This window comes from Rhodococcus sp. ACT016 (assembly GCF_050477185.1).
GTDB lineage: Bacteria > Actinomycetota > Actinomycetes > Mycobacteriales > Mycobacteriaceae > Prescottella.
Map to the genome: position 1 here is coordinate 308,519 of NZ_JBEAET010000002.1, position 19,684 is coordinate 328,202.

General features: G+C 65.5%; 12 protein-coding genes and 1 pseudogene. 10 read left to right on the forward strand and 3 right to left on the reverse strand.

The window, feature by feature from the left end; translation table 11 throughout:
- Nucleotides 1–1,346 precede the first annotated feature (1,346 nt).
- Nucleotides 1,347–1,818: pseudogene (locus tag ACQ5DX_RS28290) on the reverse strand (PAS and ANTAR domain-containing protein); the annotation flags it as partial.
- 675 nt (nucleotides 1,819–2,493) lie between these two features.
- Entirely contained in the window at nucleotides 2,494–4,065 is a 1,572-nt protein-coding gene (locus ACQ5DX_RS28295; protein ID WP_430336065.1) for an FAD-dependent monooxygenase, read from the reverse strand.
- Between the two features lie 100 nt (nucleotides 4,066–4,165).
- On the opposite strand from ACQ5DX_RS28295, the gene ACQ5DX_RS28300 reads away from it, so the two are divergent.
- Complete coding sequence (locus ACQ5DX_RS28300; RefSeq protein WP_430336066.1) at nucleotides 4,166–4,780, forward strand: TetR/AcrR family transcriptional regulator; 615 nt, start codon at nucleotides 4,166–4,168, stop codon at nucleotides 4,778–4,780.
- Nucleotides 4,781–5,253: 473 nt separating this feature from the next.
- On the opposite strand, the gene ACQ5DX_RS28305 is transcribed toward ACQ5DX_RS28300, so the two are convergent.
- The gene (locus ACQ5DX_RS28305) at nucleotides 5,254–6,162 is read right to left on the reverse strand and encodes an SDR family NAD(P)-dependent oxidoreductase (protein WP_430336067.1); all 909 of its coding nucleotides are present in this window, start codon (nucleotides 6,160–6,162) and stop codon (nucleotides 5,254–5,256) included.
- A gap of 109 nt (nucleotides 6,163–6,271) precedes the next feature.
- On the opposite strand from ACQ5DX_RS28305, the gene ACQ5DX_RS28310 reads away from it, so the two are divergent.
- The 9 genes from ACQ5DX_RS28310 to ACQ5DX_RS28350 all read left to right on the forward strand — a co-directional run bounded on the left by ACQ5DX_RS28310 (nucleotide 6,272) and on the right by ACQ5DX_RS28350 (nucleotide 19,652).
- Nucleotides 6,272–6,847, forward strand: coding sequence for a TetR/AcrR family transcriptional regulator (locus tag ACQ5DX_RS28310; protein ID WP_430336068.1), 576 nt, complete (start codon nucleotides 6,272–6,274; stop codon nucleotides 6,845–6,847).
- Nucleotides 6,848–7,346: 499 nt separating this feature from the next.
- Nucleotides 7,347–10,136: a helix-turn-helix transcriptional regulator gene (locus ACQ5DX_RS28315; RefSeq protein WP_430336069.1), complete on the forward strand. Its 2,790-nt coding sequence runs from the start codon at nucleotides 7,347–7,349 to the stop codon at nucleotides 10,134–10,136.
- Between the two features lie 194 nt (nucleotides 10,137–10,330).
- Complete coding sequence (gene mdlC / locus ACQ5DX_RS28320) at nucleotides 10,331–11,950, forward strand: benzoylformate decarboxylase (protein WP_430336070.1); 1,620 nt, start codon at nucleotides 10,331–10,333, stop codon at nucleotides 11,948–11,950.
- Nucleotides 11,951–11,978: 28 nt separating this feature from the next.
- Nucleotides 11,979–12,383 carry a tautomerase family protein gene (locus ACQ5DX_RS28325; protein ID WP_430336071.1) on the forward strand — a complete coding sequence of 135 codons (405 nt, stop codon included), beginning with the start codon at nucleotides 11,979–11,981 and terminating at the stop codon, nucleotides 12,381–12,383.
- A 9-nt stretch (nucleotides 12,384–12,392) separates the two neighbouring features.
- Complete coding sequence (locus tag ACQ5DX_RS28330) at nucleotides 12,393–14,255, forward strand: FAD-binding oxidoreductase (RefSeq protein ID WP_430336072.1); 1,863 nt, start codon at nucleotides 12,393–12,395, stop codon at nucleotides 14,253–14,255.
- Nucleotides 14,239–16,047 (forward strand): dihydroxy-acid dehydratase, encoded by a 1,809-nt coding sequence (locus ACQ5DX_RS28335; protein WP_430336073.1) that lies wholly within the window; start codon nucleotides 14,239–14,241, stop codon nucleotides 16,045–16,047. Before ACQ5DX_RS28330 ends, ACQ5DX_RS28335 begins: the two co-directional genes overlap by 17 nt.
- Complete coding sequence (locus ACQ5DX_RS28340) at nucleotides 16,044–16,772, forward strand: haloacid dehalogenase type II (RefSeq protein WP_430336074.1); 729 nt, start codon at nucleotides 16,044–16,046, stop codon at nucleotides 16,770–16,772. The genes ACQ5DX_RS28335 and ACQ5DX_RS28340 overlap by 4 nt, the downstream gene beginning before the upstream one ends.
- Nucleotides 16,773–16,800: 28 nt before the next feature.
- The gene (locus tag ACQ5DX_RS28345) at nucleotides 16,801–17,979 is read left to right on the forward strand and encodes an alpha-hydroxy-acid oxidizing protein (protein ID WP_430336075.1); all 1,179 of its coding nucleotides are present in this window, start codon (nucleotides 16,801–16,803) and stop codon (nucleotides 17,977–17,979) included.
- 23 nt (nucleotides 17,980–18,002) lie between these two features.
- Entirely contained in the window at nucleotides 18,003–19,652 is a 1,650-nt protein-coding gene (locus tag ACQ5DX_RS28350) for an alpha-keto acid decarboxylase family protein (protein ID WP_430336076.1), read from the forward strand.
- Nucleotides 19,653–19,684: the final 32 nt, after the last annotated feature.

Genomic DNA, 19,684 nt, shown 5'->3' on the forward strand with positions numbered 1-19,684 from the left:
GGCCGTCGCCCAGAAGGAGGATGCGATATCGGCGGGCGGCAATGCCGACGCTACTCGCATCATCGGCCGCGTCAACGCTCGCGAACGGTGCTTACGGGGTGTGGAGGAACGGCACCGTGCAGTTCGCTTGAGACACGGATGGACACGGTGCCGGCCCCGGTCGCCTGCAGTCGCACGATCCCTGCCGCAAGATGCGTGCCCGCAGGCTGCGGCCCGCTTCGAAGAGTGCTGTGCCGCGTGCGCTGTGTGGCCGGGCCGCAGCGTCGACGCTACTCGCGTGAGTGCCGTGCGTGAACAGCATGTATCGGTCGGAATGGATCAACATAGAGCGATGAATGTCTCGACATGCGGAGACGGCGCCGCGCGCAGGGTCTCGGGCGCAGCGCCGCCCACGTCCGCAAACTGCCACCAGGCAGGCCAATACTGGTGCCGCGAACTGCGGCCGTATGCGAATCGCAGCGGCGATGTGGCCGGGCCGCATCTCGAAGCGTATGGCGGACGGCGTCGGCGCGGTTGAGACTCAGGTAACCGTTACCTTTCCTAAGCCACGAGCGCCCCGAGGATCACTCGGGGCGCTCGGGTGGCTCGAAGGACAAGCGCGCCACGAGGCGCAACCTACGCGTGAGGACCGACAGGTCAGTTCGGTGACCGATACTGCCCGTACCGGGCGATCGTGGCGTACACAGGAGGCGAACAAGAACCGGCGCGGTGTCGTTTCGGCCACCCAGGTGCGCCAGGCCGCAATCGCGCAGGAGATCACAGGCATCCGCTGATCCACAGGGTCCTGGCGTGGGGTCCTGACTTTCTCGTCCTGATACGTCGTATCTGCACGTCAGCGCGCTGTTCGTCCCGTTGCGTGATCGGTGTTTTCGCGTAGCGTCGGCTGTGGTCGCCGGTTCAGATCGGCCGTGAAGGTCGGGTGGCAAGTCCGGGTGGCAAGTTCGGGGCAACGCCACACGCTATGGCGCGGTGGGGTCGTGAGCGATCAGGGCGGCACTGGCCGCGGTGAGGGGAACACCCGACCGGTGCCGTCTCTTCACGGCAGGGGCGGTATGCACCCGTCGGCGGACGCTGAAGCGACACGGTCCACAAGACCTGCGTCGCTCTCACCCCGAAAACGGCATGCCGAATGGGAACGGGTTCCTAGGGTGAGAGAGTCGTCGTGCGTCCGATCATCGGCGGTGGCAGCCGCACCACTTCCGCCATGCTGTTGGTGTGGCGACGGCGGCACGGGTCGACGGGCGCCTCGACCGGTTCCGCTGGTTCCTCCCACGGATGGGGCGGTGAACCAGGCACCACCGTCACCTCGACCCATCTCCGAAGAAGCATGACGAAATGGGCCAGGAGACATCGAATGCGCGTTCGGCGGAGATGCCGTAGACCACCATCAGCGCGCCCTTCGCCTGTTTCGATGACAGCGCGGGACTCGATGAATGCAGAGAGGTTCTCGGTGATCGTGCGGTCGATGTCGCGGCGGACAGAGTCGGTGACATCGATGTAGAAGCCTGACGTCCCGGTGGCCTGCCCGTCGGTCATGACGCGCTGACCGACGACCACGACGTGATGGACCTTGCCAGCGGTGTCGATGATTCGATGCTTGCTGCTGAACGGCTCCCCGTCCTGCAATACCCGCCGCAGCAGATCCGCCACACTGTCCCGGTCGTCGGGGTGCTTGTGTTCGAGTAGCAGCGCGGTGGTGGGGACGACCTCACCGGGCTCGTAGCCGTGCATGCGGGCGACCGCGTCCGACCATTCCCACCGCTCGCCGTCGAAGTGGAAGCAGAAGCTCCCGACCCGCTCGAGCCGTCCGGACACCAGGACGGCCCTGAAGTCGTCGCTGGCAGTTCTGAGTTGCGCAGATGGCAGGTCCCGGGCTAGTCGTGCTGGGGAGATGTCGGTGTGAGGTCGGATTCGGTGCCGAGGGCTGCGGTGATGCTGACGATGGCGGGCGCGTAGTTGCGGGGGATTGCTCTTGGTGATCAGGTGTTCCCCGAACTTCGTGGCCCAGCTCTCTGTGTTTGCCGGCGATTCAAATACGGAGCAACACATCTCGTGCCGCCGTTGCCGTGGGCGACGAGAACGCTCATAGCGGTGCCGTCAGGCCCCGGAATGAACGTGAATCGCTCGGCGGCGGTGGCGTCCACCCCGCTGTTATCTGGGTAGCCGAGGCAGTTTACGCGGGCGTCGGTGAAGGCCTTCGGCATCAGGCGGGTGGCTGTGGGAACACAGCAACTGAGATCGCCGCGGGCGAGAACGATCGTGCCGACGTCTCGGTGCCGGGCGATCGGAACGATACGCCTTCAGAGGGGGTCATGATGCCCCAGATCGGCGCCTCGGATGTGTTCCGGCCGCAGCTTGTCAGCGCGGAGATACTACGTGGGTATTGTATCCAGGTTTGTGTGCCGATTGTGCCGCACGGATCAGGGGTTGGCGTCCGACATATTTCTCGTGAGCGAGGTGAAGCGTCCCGCGACCGCTTCTGGCGGAAACGCGTCAGCGGACCGCTCCGGGGTCCAGGGCAGGCCGCTGAACTGCGGTGGGATGCCGGGGGGAGCCCAGTGCCTCCGGCCCGTACCAGGTGCCGAGGGTGCCGCGCAGCGCATCGAGATCCAGGTTGTCGCCGGCCACCCACGCGACGTACCCGTCGGGTCGAATCAGCAGCGCTGACGGCGTCGCAATGGTTCCGGCGCCGGGTACCGCCCAGGAGTCTGCTGCGCAGTTGGCCGTGACGACGTCGACCCGCCCGGCCCAGGCAGCTGCAGCCTCCGTCAGCCCGGGCGTGTGCGACAAGTCCAGCAGCACCGGCCGTGCGTCCCTCAGTAAGTCGAAGATGCGTGTGGCCCCGCTGCCGGAAATGATGTCGGCATCGGGAACTCGGCGTCCCAGCAGGGCGTGCCCTCCGGCCGTCGGATACTGCAGGTCCAACCCGGACAGCGCGGCGGTCAGGTAGCGGTTGACGTCGTCGAAGCTGACCAGCCGTGCCATCAGCTCGAGGAGGTCGGCCAGTTTCGGTTCGGGTTCGCACAGAATTGATTGCGCCCGAATCAGTTTCAGTGTTTCGGCATCGGCGGCGTGCCGCTCGTCGTGGTACGTGTCCAGCAGCGAGTCGGGGGCGTTACCGCGGAGCACCGCCGCCAGCTTCCATCCGAGATTGAACGCGTCCTGCATTCCCATGTTCATCCCCTGCCCGCCCGCCGGCACGTGGATGTGCGCTGCATCGCCGGCGAGGAACACCCGGCCCGACCGGTAGCGATCGACCTGGCGAATGGCGTCGTTGAAGTGCGAGAGCCAACTGGCGCTGTGCATTCCGAAATCCGTGCCGGCGATCCTGCGAGTGGAGGCCTGCAGCTCCGCGAGCGTCACCGGATCCCCCGCAGCGGCCGACCGCTCGCGTTCACTGGTGACGACGCGGTACCAGCCCGGTCGGAACTGGACGACCGTGATCAGACCGGCCTCGCGTCGGTCGAGGAACATCTGGTGCTGCGGCGGCTCGTCGAGCTCGACGTCGCCGATGAGACACACCATCGTCGCATCGGTGCCCGGGAATCCCACGCCCGTCAGTTTGCGGACGATGCTGCGACCGCCGTCGCACCCGACCAGGTGGCTACCGCGCACGGTTTCCACGCCGTCCGGACCGTGCACGGTGACCTCGACGCCGCCGGCATCTTGACGCAGGCCGGTTACCTCGGTGGACCACCGCACCGATGCGCCGAGATCTGCGGCAACGCTCTCGAGGACCTGCTCGGTGTCGGCCTGCATGATGTTGTACGTGTGCGGGAACCGGCTCTCGAGCTGCGAGTAGTCGAGAATGATGCCCGCGAAATTGCCGAGGTTGAGCGGTGGACCGAGGGCCAGGAAGCGATCGACGATGCCGCGCTGGTCGAGCATCTCAACTGTGCGCGGCTGCATCCCCGCGGCGCGCGATCCGTCCACGCCGCGATCGGCCCGGCGGTCCAGCAGCAGCACGTCCGCACCGCCGCGCCGCAACTCGGTTGCGAGCGTCAATCCGGTGGGACCGGCCCCCGCGATGATCACGGGCGCTACGCCCTGGTTCTCGAGTGACATCTCCATCCTCCTACGGATTCGGCCATGTCCTCTCCAACAACGTTTGAGATTACTCGAACATTGTTAGACTTTCGAGGTGGCAGAGAAGCTCCACCGAGATGTGATCGCACGCGCCGGGCTGCGCCTTCTGGACGAGACGGGCATCGAGGGCGTCACCATGCGCGCGCTCGCCGCCGAACTCGGGGTGCATGCGTCCACGCTGTACTGGCACGTCAAGTCCAAGGACGACATCTTCCGGGCGATGGCCGTCGCCCTGAGCAGGGACGCTGCAGCACTGTTGACCGCAGCAGATCGGCGCGCGCCGTGGCGGGAGTGCATCGCACGCTGGGCGCATGCGCTGCGATGCACTCTGCTCACTCACCGTGACGCCGCGCGGGTCTTCGCCGGAACCCTGGCCGCCGAACCGGCCGGCTTCGACGTGATCGAATCGGTCTTGGACGCCTGGAGGGAAGCCGGCGTCCCGCAAGCCGAGGCTGCCCAGCGCACCTTCCTGCTGCGCCACTTCATCGTCGGCTTCTGCATCGAGGAGCAAGCACTGGCCGCGCTGTACGGGGGATCCGACCGCGACCGGATCGACGCGCTGCGCGAATCGGTCGATTCCGCGCGCTTTCCGCTCACCGCACAGGCATTACCGGCGATTCTGACCACGCCCGGCGACGACCGCTTCGAACTGGGCTTGCGACTCATGCTGTCTCCAGCAGAAGCCCGTCAGTAGATGTCCCTCGCAAACGGGGGACCGATTCCTTGGAGCCTATGCGTCTTCTACTGACTGCAGAGGCATCGCATTCGGCTCGGCCCCACACCTGACATGGCGGATTCCAGGAGTCGTCGCAACACGGCGGGTAGTTGTACGAGCATAGAGAAGCGCTTGGGACGGTGCGCCAACACCACCACCACTAGAAGCTTCGAAGTGAGTGCGAGGGTCCGTTGACGGCGCGGTGGAAGAACTCGGCGGCGTAGAGCCCAGAGCGGCGAACCTTCACCATCGGTATACCGCTCGGCGTCGCGCGGCTACTCGTTATACATACCGGTGGATGTCTCGGATGGTCTTGGGTACGGCACGTAGTCTTCCTCGTATTTCGACAGGTCTGAGGGGTGGAGATGTCGAACGGGATGATGCTGGCGGCTTCGCCGCGGAAGCTGCGTACCGGATGTATCCGAAGCACGGCCGGTGTGGTCGCGGTGGGGTCAGTCGATCGGGTAGGTGACCCCGGTCAGTTCCTCGGAGACCTGCCACAGCCGTCGAGCCAGGTCGGTGTCGTGAGACTGCTTGCTCGACGACACCGGTTCGGGGTAGCCGCGGGTGCCGGCGAATCCGTCGGGGCCGTAGTACTGCCCGCCTGCCGCGGCGGGGTCGGTGGCCGCACGCAGGGTGGGCAGCGCGCCCATGGCGGCAGGCTGGGCCACCATCTTCATCGTCGGCACCCGTATGACGGCGGGCAGATGTCGGCCGAGTTCGGTGTTCGAGCCTCCGGGGTGGGCGGCAAGGGCGATCGTGGGTTCGGCGGCGGTGGCCAGGCGGCGCTGCAGTTCGTAGGTGAACAGCAGGTTGGCCAGCTTGGATTGGCCGTAGGCGGCCACGCGGTTGTACCTGTTGTCGAAGTTCAGGTCGTCGAAATGGATGGCCGCACGGATGCGGTGCCCGATGCTGCTGACCGTTACCACGCGGGAGCCCTGCATGGGAAGAAGGTTGTCCAGTAGCAGTCCGGTGAGTGCGAAGTGGCCGAGGTGGTTGGTGCCGAACTGCAGCTCGAAGCCGTCGGCGGTGCTCTGCTTGGGTGGGTACATCACCCCGGCGTTGTTGATCAGCAGGTCGATGCGCGGATAGGCGGCTTTCAGTTCCGCGGCTGCGGTTCGGACAGAGGCCAGCGATCCCAGGTCGAGCTGCTGCAGTTCGACCGTGGCTGCCGGTTTGGCCGCCGTGATCCGGGCGACGGCGGTCTCACCCTTGTCGAGGTTGCGCACGGCCATGACGACGCGTGCACCCTTGGCGGCAAGGGCGGTAGCGGTTTCGAAGCCGAGCCCCGAGTTGGCTCCGGTCACGATCACGGTGCGGCCGGTCTGATCCGGGATATCGGCGGTTGTCCACTTCGTCATGAGAGATCCTCACTACAATCGGACTAATCGGAGTGATTCCTCCGCTTCTATCCCGACTGTACGGAATCTGCGCTCCGCTTGTAAGGGCGCAGCACAGGAGACGATCGCGGTGAGTGACAAGGTCAGGCCACTACGCGCCGACGCGGCCCGCAACCGGGCACTGGTCCTGGAAACCGCCTATCGGAGCTTTGCTACCGAGGGCCTGTCGGCGGCCGTCGACGAGATCGCCAATCGCGCGGGGGTGGGGATCGGGACCGTCTACCGGCACTTTCCGACGAAGAACGCCTTGTTCGCGGCTGCTGTCGAACACCGACTGAGACAGCTTGTGACCGCTGGCAGGGCCTTGCTCGACAGCGAAGACCCGGGCCAGGCGCTGTTCGGGTTCGTGCGTGCCATGGCTACGGAGTGGGGTGCAGCTGATCGGGGCCTGACGCAAGTGCTGGCGGGAGACGAAGTCGACGTCGACCACGTCGCCGTCGCCGAGTCCCATTTCATGGACCTGCTCGGCGAGCTGCTGGCGGCCGCGAAGCAGGCTGGCACCGTGCAGCCGGAACTCACTGTGCGCGAAGCAAAAGCGGTCATCGTCGCCTGCCAAGCCGTGGGCACCCACACCCCCGATGTCGCTGATCGAGTGATCGGCCTGCTGCTGGACGGGATCAGGCCGGTCGTGCACGATCCTTGCTGAACATGCCTCCGGGGGTTTGATCTTGAGCGTGAGGCGATCGCGGTTCGGGTCGTCGAGCACGGCGGCCCCGGGGTTCGTTCCGGTCTGATCCGGGTGGGACGGGCCCGTAGATGCCGGGCCGGTCCCACCCGTGTGATTTCTGGCGCCCGTGGCGAGCGCTCATCAGGACCTGGCCAGGAACTTCGGGCCTATTTGCCGTGCAGCAACATGTATCGCCTGCCGTGGGATCCGGCGACGTTGTGACACCTGTCCCGTTGTCGCGGAACTAGCTTGTGGGCGATCGCCATCAATCTGAGGTTGTTTGTCCGTCCGCGGCTTTGTCGACGAACGCGGGGTGGGAGACGGTGGAGCTCTCGTGGACCGAGGTCTCGCACTGTCGGACCGACATCGCTTCCCACCTCGGATCAGTAAAGGCGCGATGGCCGGGGCTGTTTGGGGGTCTCGCAGGTAGGCTTGGACGTACCGTGCGTTTTAGACGTGGAGCGGCGGTTCGGGTGCGATGAAGCTGGTTGACCGTCGAGCCGAGTGCAGCATGTTGGACCGGCTGGTTGACGCCGTGTGCGCCGGGCAGAGCCGGGCGCTGGTGCTCTGCGGCGAGCCTGGCGTGGGTAAGACGGCATTGCTGCAGCACCTAATTGGGCGCACGGCGGAGTGCCTGTTGGTGCAGACCTCGGGCGTCGAGTCTGAGATGGAGCTGGCCTTTGCCGGCCTACATCAGCTGTGCGCACCCCTGCTCGCTGGCCTGGACGATCTGCCGAAGCGCCAGGGCGATGCGCTGCGGATCGCGTTGGGGATGAGTTTGGGGCCAGCGCCGGACCGGTTTTTGGTCGGGCTGGCCACACTGGGCCTGTTGGCTCACGCCGCCGAACAGAAGCCGTTGGTGTGTGTGGTCGACGATGAGCAGTGGCTTGATCACGCCTCGGCGCAGGTGCTGGGATTTGTGGCGCGCCGGTTGGCGGCTGAGTCGGTGGGCCTGGTGTTCGCCGCGCGGGTGCCCACTTCGGATTTGGCGGGACTGTCACAGCTTCCCGTGGCGGGGTTGGGTGCTGCGGATGCGCGGGCGCTGCTGGATGCTGAAGTGACCGTCCCGCTCGATGGCTGGGTGCGCGATCAGCTGGTGTTGGAGACCGGCGGTAATCCACTGGCGTTGCTGGAGTGGCCGCGGGCGCTGACGACTCAGCAGTGGTCGGGCGGTTTCGGACTGCCCGGTGCGGTCCGGTTGCCGGGCGGTGTAGAGGAAGGCTTTCGGCGGCGGTTGGACGTGCTGCCCGAGAAGACTCGCCAGTTGTTACTTATCGCGGCGGCTGATCCGCTCGGCGATGCGGGGCTGGTGTGGCGGGCTGGAGCGCGCTTGGGAATTGACGCCGACGCGGCGGGACCTGCGGTCGAGGACGGTCTAGTGGAATTTGGTACCCGGGTGTTGTTTCGGCATCCAATGGTGCGTTCGGTGGTCTACACCACGGCCTCGGTGCGGGAGAGACAGCAGGTGCATGGCGCCTTGGCGCAGGTCACCGATGCGCGGCTGGACCCCGATCGTCATGCCTGGCACGGCGCGCATGCCGCCGCGGGACCCGATGAAGCGGTGGCCGCCGAGCTGCAAGGTTCGGCAGGCCGCGCGCAAGCCCGGGGTGGGCTGGCCGCGGCGGCGGCGTTTATGGAGCGGGCCACCATGTTGACGCTGGATCCCGAGAAGCGGGCCGAGCGGGCGCTGGGCGCCGCGTCGGCTCAGGTTCAGGCTGGTGGGTTTGAGGCGGCGCGCGACCTGCTGTCGATCGCGAAGGCGCAGGCGCCCAGTGATTTTCAGCAGGCGCGGATCGAGCTGATCCAGGCACAGCTGGCGTTTGCGACCACCCGGGGCGGTGACGCGCCGCGTCTGCTGTTGAAGGCCGCCCAGCGGCTGCAATCCATCGACGCGGGTCTTGCTCGCTCGACCTACCTACAGGCAGTGACCGCCGGGATTTTCAGCGACAGGGTGACACGCGGTGACGTGGGACAACTCGCCCGGGCCGCCGCGGAGGCGCCACCGCCCGCGGGCATTCCCACCGCAGCCGACCTGCTGCTGGATGGCATCGCGGCCCACTACGCCCAGGGATACGCGGCGGGGGCGCCGATCCTGCGCGCGGCGCTGGATCAGTTCAGCGACGGCATGTCACCCGAGATAGAGCTGCGCGGGCACGTGCTCGCAAGCATGCTGGCCGCCCAGCACCTGTGGGACTACCACCGCTGGCAGCTGCTTTCGGATCGCCACGTCGAGCTTGCCCGAAGCCTCGGTGCGCTCAGCGAGCTTCCGATGGCCCTGTCTTTCAAGGTGCTCTGCCTCGCGTATGCCGGCGACCTGCGCGACGCCGCCGCGGTAAGCCAGGAGTTGCAGGCGGTGGTCAAAGCGACCGGCAGCGGTCTTCCGCCGTATGCGGCCCTCGTTGTGGCGGGAATGCGGGGCCGACCCGGCGAAGTGGGCGACCTGATCGACGCCGCACGCAGTGATCTGAGCCAACGGGGCGAAGGGTTCGGGATGACGGTGGCTACCTGGACGAGCGCAATGGCGAACAACGGCGTTGGCGACTGCCAAGCAGCTCTGCACTCCGCGACTAATTCGGCACAGTTCAGCATGCTGACCCCGAACTCGTCTTCGGCGGATTCGCCCAGCGGTGGTGCTCAGTCATCATCGCTGCTCGCCCGGCTCTCAGTAGGTGCCTTTCGGGCTGTCGAGTTCATCGAGGCTGCCGCGCGCTGCGGGCACACCGACCTCGCCACCGACGCCGTGGCCGAGCTCGCCGAGGTGACCAGTGCTAGCGGCACCGATTGGGCATGCGGTGTGGAGGCGCGGTGCCGGGCGCTGGTCAACGAGGGCCGAGTCGTCGAGGATCTGTTCCGCGAGTCGATCGAGCGGCTGGGCCCCACCCGCCTGCGCCCGGATCTGGCTCGTGCTCACCTGCTCTACGGCGAATGGCTGCGCCGGGAACGCCGACGCACCCAGGCGCGCGCCGAGCTTCGCTGTGCCTACGACATGTTTGAGGAGATGGGGATGGAGGGGTTCGCCCAGCGGGCCCACCGCGAGCTCGACGCCACCGGTGGGACGGCGCGCAAGCGCACCGTTGTCGCCGAGCCGCAGCTGCTGACGGCGCAGGAAGGCCAAATCGCGCGGATGGCCCGCGACGGGCATTCCAACCCGGAAATCGGCGCGCGACTGTTCATCAGCACCCGCACCGTGGAGTACCACTTGCAGAAGGTCTTCACCAAGCTCAACGTCCAGTCCCGCAGGCAGCTCGACCGCGTCCTGCCTGACTGACGCGACCCTTTGGGCCTTGTCCGGCCGCGCGGCACCATCGGCCACCCAGCAAACGCCGCAACTCGCTCAGCCCGCTGACTGTGGAGTTGCACTGTGGACTCTCTGATGCCACTGCACCGTCTCGGCGCTGATGATTATCCCTACAGCGAACCGTGTGCACGGCCTTCAAGAGCATCTCGAAGGGATTCACGACTATGACGAACCAGCGCAACCAACCAACCGTCCAAGACGTGACCTACGACCTGCTTCGCACATTGGAGTTGACGACGATCTTCGGCAACCCTGGCTCCACCGAGGAGACCTTCCTCAAAAACTTCCCCGACGACTTCACCTATGTCCTCGGCTTGCAGGAGGCGTCGGTGCTGGCGATGGCCGACGGGTTCGCGCAGTCCACCGGCAAACCGGCGTTGGTCAACGTGCACACCGGCGCGGGAACCGGCAACGCGATGGGCAACCTGATCGCGGCTTACCAGGGCAACACCCCGTTGATTGTGACCGCCGGTCAGCAGACCCGGGAAATGGTCGGTGTGGACCCGTATCTGACCAACAAGGACGCGACGCTGATGCCGCTGCCGTGGGTGAAGTGGGCTTATGAGCCGGCCCGCGCCGAGGACGTACCCGCGGCGTTCATGCGGGCTTATGCGGTGGCGCTGCAGCCGCCGGCTGGCCCGGTGTATTTGTCGATCCCACTTGACGATTGGGACAAGCCCGCGCTGGGGCCGGCGGTGGTGCGCACGGTCAGCTATCGGGTAGGCCCGGATGCGGCGCGGTTGCGCGAGTTCGCCGCGCGCATCGACGCCGCGCAGAACCCGATGGTGGTGCTCGGCCCCGAGGTCGATCGGGCCGGTGCGTGGGACGCCGGGGTGGCGTTCGCGGAGAAGTTCGGTGCACCGGTGTACAACTGCCCGCTGGCCGATCGGGTGTCCTTCCCGGAAAATCACCGCCTCTACCGGGGAACGGTGCCGATGACCATCTCCGGTGCCACCGAGCTTATGCGCGGACATGATCTGGTGATTGTTATTGGGGCTCAAGTTTTCCGCTACTACCCCTACGTAGCCGGGGAGTACCTGCCCGACGGCAGCGACCTACTGCAGATGACTGCCGATCCCGAGATCTCGGGCGCGGCGCCAGTCGGCGACAGCCTGCTAGGCGATCCGCTGCTCGTGTTGGAGCAGCTCATCGACCTGATCAGCGATCACAGCGACCGCCAGCTGCCCGCCGCTCAGGTTCCGGCGGTGGAAGTGGACCGTACCGAGTCGGCGCCACTGAGCACCGACGCCGTGTGGTCGACGCTGGCCGACGTCAGGCCCGCCGATACGGCGCTGGTGATGGAGTCCACCTCGACGCTGGCCGAGCTGCGCTGGCTGCTCACCACCCGCCCGGCGTCGTTCTTTGCCACCGCCAGCGGCGGTATCGGCTGGGGGGTGCCCGGCGCGGTGGGCGTCGCGCTGGGTGATCGCGCCCGTGGAGTCAACCGTACGGTCGTGGCCACCATCGGTGACGGGTCGTTCCAGTACTCCATTCAGGCGATCTACACCGCAGCTCAACACAAGCTACCGGTCGTGTTTGTGGTGATGCGTAACGGCGAATACTCGGTGCTGAAATCGTTTGCCCTGCTGGAAAAGACACCCGGGGTGCCCGGCCTGGAGTTGCCCGGGCTGGATATCGAGTCGCTGGCGATCGGCTTCGGTTGCCACGCGGTCACCGTGGGCGATATAGACCAGTTGGCCAAGGAATTCAACGCTGCGCTCGGCGCCGACGGCCCCACGGTCATCGTGGTGCCGACCAAACCCAAGCCCGCGAATCTGGGCTGACCGCCCACCGCGCTGACAAGGGACGAATATGCCTATCTATACCTGCACCACAACCGCATCGAAGCTGACGTCTGACACCAAGGCCGCTTTGGCGGCTGAGATCGGGAATATCCATTCGGCGATCAACCACGTCCCCAGCGCCTATGTCACCGTGGTGTTTCACGAGCTGCCCCAGGACAGCATCTACAGCGGCGGTGTGCCGGCCAGTCCGGTGCTGGTGAGTTCCTGGGTGCGCGAAGGCCACCCCGCCGACGAAACCTCCCGCCTGGCCACTGAGATCGCTGCCGCGGTGACCCGGATTACAAGCGCGCCCGCCGAGCAGGTGACTGTCGTCATTCAACCCGGCCCGGCGCGCTTCGCCGTGGAATTCGGCCGTGTACTGCCCGAGCCGGGCGATGAGGCCGCCTGGGCCGCAGCAGAGCGCAACGTGTGAGGAGATGGCATGGATGACGTTGCTGTCAAGGCGTTTTCCGCCGTGCTGGCTCGGCCAGGTGCAGTGGTTACCGATGCCGACACGCTGACCGCAAAGGGTCACGACTACTGGGGCTTCGGCGGTACACCCGGACTGCTAGTGCGTCCCAACACCCGCGAGGAGGTCATCGCGGTCCTACGCATCGCCGCCGACCATGGCATTCACATGGTCACCCGCGGCGGCGGATCCAACTGTGCCGGTGCGATGATGCCCGCCCCGGACCGGGTGATGATCGACTTGTCCACCATGGACCGGGTTCTCGACATCGACCCCGCCGCCCGCACCGCCCGAATCCAGCCCGGCGTGATCAACGCCGACCTGCAACAACACCTGGACCCGCACGGACTGTGCTTCTCACCGGACCCCGTGTCGGCCCACCTGGCCACGGTCGGAGGCAACATTATCGAAAACGCGGGTGGTCCACACGCTTTGAAATACGGCGTCACCTACAACCACGTCCTGGGCGTGGAGTTAGTGCTGGCCGATGGCACCGTCATCCACCTCAACGCTGAGGACGACGGACCCGATTTGCTGGGTGTGCTCATCGGTTCGGAGGGCACACTGGGAATTCTGACCGAGGCCACCGTGGCGCTGCGCCCGATCGCGTCGGTGACGCGAAGCCTCATGGGCAGCTTCGCCACCGCACATGATGCCGCTGAGACCATCTCCGCCATCATCCGGACCGGGACGGTACCCGCCGCGGTGGAATGGCTCGACCGCGCCGGTATCGCCGGCCTGGAACAGTTCGCCGACAGCGGCTACCCCACCGATGTCGACGCGATTGCGCTCATCGACATTGACGGCACCCCTGAACAGGTCGACCGCGACACCGAAATCGTGGAACAGGTGCTGCGACGCACCGCGGTAGAGGTGCGCCGCGCCGACGACGAGGACGCCCGTGCGAAGCTGTGGTACGGCCGCCTGCATCTCTTCGACGCCGTGGTGGGCAGCGGGAAGGGCTTCTTCATCGGGGACGTCACCGTGCCTCGTCAACACATACCCGACATGCAGGACGCTATCCAGGCTGCCGCTGCCCGCCACTCCGACGCGCTGCTGTTCATCGCGGTGACTGGTCACGCCGGCGACGGTGACCTGCATCCCACCACCTTCTACGACCGCGACAACCCAAACGCACCAGCCGCGCTAGAAGCCGCCAATAGCGAAATAATCGAAGCAGCATTGGAATTGGGTGGGACCATCACCGGCGAGCATGGCGTTGGCACTGAAAAGCGCCAATTCATGACTAAGCTTTTCACGCCCGTCGAGATCGCCGCGCAACGTGCAATCAAGCGGGTCTTCGACCCCACCGGCCTGCTTAACCCCGGCATCATGTTGCCCGATGAATCACCGGATGAACCCGACATGAGTTCATTTGAGGCCGCTGTGCGTACCGCACTCCAAGGACACCCGACAGCGACCGCCGCGATCACGCGCGGCATCGAGATAGCAGTCAACACTGCGAATTTGAGCCTGGTCGTCAGGGCCGCGGTCAGGCTCGACGACCTCTCCCGGCACCTCAGCGAACACGGAGTGCGCTGTGCAGCCATCCCCGCCGAGGCGACAGAGCGCACCGTCGGCGAACTCATCGCGAACCCCAACGCCGCTGAACGACGGGACGTTCGCCATGCGTTGCTTGGCCTCGAGATCGTCCTACCTGACGGCGACGCCCCGGCCCGCTTCGGCGGCGAAACTGTGAAAGACGTTGCCGGCTATGACACCAAACGGCTGTTCATCGGAGGCCGCGGTGCCTTCGGCGCTATCACCACCGCCATCTTCAAGATCACTGTCAACGCGGGAAATCAAAAGGGAGGTGGACATGACAACAGGACCTGACGCATCGGGTATCGGTCACTCAAAGGCGCGCACCCGCCGCGATGTCACCGCCGGAGGTGGTCCCCCGATCAATGGCGATCACTTCGCCGGTGACGCGGAAGGAACGATCATGCGGGCCTTTCTGCGGGCGGGTGGTCTGAGCAAGGAAGAGGTGCGGCGGCGCCCGATCATCGGGATCTGTTCAAGCTTCAGTGAGCTCAATCCCTGCAACATGGGATTGCGGGATGTGGCCGACGCAGTGAAACGAGGAGTCACCGCGGCCGGCGGCACCGCCGTCGTGTTCCCGACGATCTCGCTGAACGAGAACATGCTCAAGCCGACCTCGATGCTGCTGCGCAACCTGATGTCCATGGACGTCGAGGAGATGATCCGATGCAGCCCGATCGACGGGGTGGTCCTGCTAGCCGGCTGCGACAAAACCGTACCGGCGCAATTGATGGGTGCGGCCAGCGCCGGCAAACCGGCCATCATGCTGACCGCTGGCCCGCGCAGCTGCGGCTATTTCCAGGGACGCTCGATCGTCACTACCGACATCTGGACTCTGGCGCCGGACCGGTTCGCGGGCCGCATTGATGACCAGGAGTGGGACGAGCTCGAAGGCACCTTCGCGCCCACCGTCGGCACCTGCAACGTGATGGGTACCGCCACCACGATGTCCATCGCCGCGGAGGTCGTCGGCATGGCGCTGCCGGGCTCAGCGGCAGTGCCGGCGGTCGACTCGCGCCGGCGCGACCTAGGCGAGCGCACCGGCGCGCGTGCAGTGGAGCTGGCCCGCGAAGGCATTCGCCCCGACGACGTGATGACTCCGGCCGCTTTCGACAACGCGATTCGCGTGCTGTCCGCTACCGGTGGCTCGACCAACGAGTTCATCCATCTCACGGCGATCGCCGGGCGGCTGGGGATCTCGTTGGGGTTGGACCGATTTGAGGATATCGGCAAACAGACGCCGCAGGTACTCGGTGTGCGCCCCTCCGGTGACTTCGCGCTCGAGGACTTCGACCATGCTGGCGGCGTCCCCGCTCTGTTGGCGGTCCTGGAGCCGCTGTTGAACCGCGACGTCGTCCTGGCTGACGGGCGGACGGTAGCCGACGTGGCCGCCGCTGTTCGCAACGCGAAGCCAAAGCCCAATCCCTGTCTGCGCTCGCTTGACGATCCGTTCCTGGACAAGAGTGGCTTGGTCGTGTTGCGCGGCTCGCTTGCTCCGCGGGGCGCGATCTTCAAGCGATCGGCGGCACCGCGCAAGTTCTGGACCCACCGTGGCCCCGCCGTCGTGTTCGACTATCACAACGCTCATGAACGGGCCAAGGATCCGAACTTGAAGGCCTCGCCGGACAGCGTCATCGTGCTACGCAATGCGGGAATAGTGGGTGCCCCCGGCATGCCCGAAATCGACTTCGTCCCAATACCGGCGGTCCTTCTCAACGCGGGCATCACCGAGCTGGTGTGCGTGACTGACGGACGCATGAGCGGAACCGAAGGAGGGCCCACGGCGTTACATGTCACCCCGGAAGCGGCCGTCGGTGGTCCTATCGGACTTGTCCGCGACGGCGATGAAATTGTGCTCGACGCCATCACCGGCAAAATCGATCTGCGGGTCGACGAAGAAGAACTGGCGCGTCGGGCCGCCGAAGCCCCACCTCGTGATTCGGCACCAGCTCGTGGCTATGAGCGCCTGCACTTCCAGCATGTGTTACAAGCCGACCAGGGTTGCGACCTGGACTTCCTGGTCGATTATGACTGGCAGCAGCAGTCTTTGGACTCGCGGCACACCGCAGAGGAGCTCCGCCAATGAGCGAGATCCGGGCATTGTTGTTCGATACCTTCGGAACACTGGTGGACTGGCGCACCGGCGTGATGAACCAACTCGAGCAGTGGGGTAGGGCGCGCAATATCGACGCTGATTGGCCCGCGCTAGCGGTGGCCTGGCGGCTCGCCCACGCCCCAGCGTTAGCCAAAGTACGCACCGGCCAACGTGACTGGGCCAACCTCGATCAGTTGCAAGCCGAAACCATGAGCGAGTTAGCTCCTCAACACGGGCTGCCCGCGCTCGGTGACGACACCCTGCTCGACCTGGCCAGAATGTGGCACGAGTTACCTGCCTGGCCTGACACGGTCGAAGGCATAGCGCGCTTGCGCACGAAATACGTTGTCGCACCTCTGTCCAACGGGCATATTGCTCTGTTGGTACACATGGTCCGAGCCACAGGCATCACGTTCGACGCTTTGTTCGGCTCTGATGTTTTCCAGCAATACAAACCTGACCCGAAAACTTACCTGGGTGCGGTCGGGCTGCTCGGATTCGAACCGGGCGAGGTGCTGTTTGTAGCGTCGCACCCCTCAGACCTCGAGGCGGCTGCGGGATGCGGACTGCACACCTGCTATGTCTCGCGACCCCTGGAATACGGCGCCGATGTCGTGGTGGAGCGGACACCGACCGAAGGAGAATTCGATCTTATGGTCGGCGATCTTCTGGAGTTGGCGACTGTCTTGGAAAGCAAAGCACTACACCATATCTGATCATCTCCGCGCGGGAGAGGACCAAGCAATGTCCAGCAACTTCGGCGACTTTCAGATGAGGGTGTACGCCGACGCAGTCAAGGGAGTTAACTCGCGGTATCCTTTCGACTTTCGGTCCATCGAGCACAAGGCTGCCGAGACCCTTCCGGACTGGGTGTATCGGTATGTGTCTGCGGCAGCGGGGGACGGGCGGACTCAGCAGGCCAAAATTGACGCGTTTTCGCATTACGGAGTCGTTCCGCGGATGATGGTCAGCCCACCGCAGCGGGACCTCTCAATTGAGTTGTTCGGCAAGCGCTTGATCTCGCCGATCTTCATGTGCCCGATCGGCATGGTGGGCCTGTGCGCGCCAGATTTTCACGGCGACATTGCTGCGGCTCGGGCTTCGGCGGCGACCGGTGTGCCATTCACACTGTCGACGTTCTCCCAGAACCCGATGGAGGAGGTAATCGAGGAGGTCGGCAACACTCCAAGCTTCTTCCAGCTGCATCTGCCCAACGACCGGGAACTGGCGGCCAGCTTCATCAATCGTGCTCAGGCCGCGGGCTATTCGGCCTTGGTGGTCACGGTGGACACTTGGGAGCTGGGCTTCAGCCCCGCTGATTTAGAGCGCGGAAACGTCCCCCAGTTTCGCGGGTTCTGCATGCAGAACTACTACTCTGACGAGAACTTCACCAAGCATCTGGCGAAGCCGCCTCACGAGGATCAGGCCGCCGCGCTGGCGCATTACGCCAAGGTCTGTGTCCAGCCGCTGACCTGGGAGGATCTGCGCTGGATCCGGTCCCAGACCACACTCCCGATCGCGGTCAAAGGCATTCAGCACGCCGATGACTCCCGCTTGGCTATCGACAACGGCGCCGACGTCGTCTACTGCACTAACCACGGTGGGCGACAGGCTAACTCGGGCATCTCCACCCTGCAGTTGCTCCCGGAAGTGGTCAAGGCCGCCGGGTCCACCCCGGTGATATTCGACTCCGGGGTGCGCGATGCTACCGACGCGGTCATCGCGCTGGCGCTGGGGGCAACCGCGGTCGGGATCGGCCGGCCGTATGCCTACGCGCTGTCCTACGGCGGCACGGAGAGCCTGACCCACTACCTAAAGTCGTTCTTGGCCCAGTTCGATCTGACCCTGTCGATCTGCGGTTTCAAGGACCTCGCCGCTCTCAAGGCCGCTGGGGTCGAACCCGCGCTCACGGCTGCCCGGTAGCAACCCCGAATGGAAGTGACATTGTGACCGAAACCGTCATTCAATATGTTTTGCGGCGGCTCAAGGAGATTGGCGTCGATGACGTCTTCGGAGTCGCCGGGGATTACGCGTTTCCGGTCAACGACGCGATCGTCGAGGACCCGGCACTGAATTGGATTACGTGCTGCAACGAGCTCAACGCCGCCTACGCCGCGGATGGGTATGCCCGGATGCGCGGCGTCGGCGCGGTGTGCACCACCTACGGGGTGGGCGAGCTGGCCGCGATGAGCGGTATCGCGGGTGCCTACGCCGAGCATCTCCCAGTGTTTCATTTGGTCGGTACGCCCAATTTGGCGACGCAGGAGGGCCGGGCGCTGGTGCACCACACGCTGGGCACCGGCGAATTCGACCTGTTCCACCGGATGGCCGAGCCGATTGTGTGTGCAAGCGCGGCCTTGACGCCGCAGAACGCAGCGGCGGAGACCGAGCGACTGATCGCGGCGGCGTTCTACAACCGCCGGCCGGTCTACCTGGCGATTCCCAGCGACGTCGCGGATACCCCCGTGCTGGCAGGCGCACCCTCGGTGAGCCCGCCGGCCAGTGATCCCGCGTCGCTGGCTGCAGCGACCGACGCGGTGGCCGCGGCACTGAACGACGCCGGGCAGGCATGTGTGCTGCCAGGAGTGCTGCTGCGACGGCTCGGGCTGCAGGGCGCCTCGGAGGCGTTCGTTGACGACGCGGGCTTGCCGTTTGCGACGATGTTTGCCGACAAGTCTGTGCTGGGCGAAGACCACCCGAACTACATCGGCATGTACGTCGGGCGGCTGGCGGGTGAGCCGGTCCGCGCCTTCGTCGAGTCGTCTGACGTGGTGGTGATGATCGGCGCCATGTTGAGCGACGGCAACGTTGCCGGTGGCACCGTCCGACTGGACCCGGCCACGGTCATCACCATCGACCATCACCGCACCACCGTCGGGTCCAGGGTGTACCGCAACGTAGAGATCGCCGGTATCCTCGCGAAACTGTCGGGCCGAATCACCAAACGTGCTCAGCGCCCGGCGATCGCGCCCGAGACGCTGGGGCCGATCGTGGGCTGTGGCGAAGACCCGATCACTGCTGATGCCCTCTACCCTCGCTGGGCGAACTTCTTCCGTCCCGATGACGTGATCATCACCGACACCGGGACGTCCTCGCTGGGTTTGGGGTTGGCGCAACTCCCTCACGGAGCGGAGTTCCACAACCAAACCCTGTGGGCGTCGATCGGATGGGCGACTCCGGCGGCTTTCGGCGCCGCGAAGGGGGCCCCGGATCGTCGGCTGATCCTCATCACTGGGGAGGGCTCGCACCAGATGACCGCTCAGGAGATCAGCCAGCTCGGCCGCCATGGGCTGCGCCCGATTATCTTCGTGCTCAACAACTCCGGCTATCTCAGCGAGCGCATGCTGTGCAAGGACATGGCCCTGGGCTACAACGACATCGCAGCCTGGAACTATGTCGAGCTGCCCCATGCCCTGGGCTGCCAGGGGTGGTTCACCGCGCGAGTCAGCAGCTGCGGCGTGCTCGACGACGCGCTGAAGACGGCCGAGCAGGCCGATGGCGCCGCCTACATCGAAGTGATCACCGACCCCGACGAGGCCCCACCGATGTACAAGAAACTGCACGAGCACGTCGAATCCTTCTACAACATCCACTAGGCCTCCGTGTGACGCCGACTTCATGCGTAACG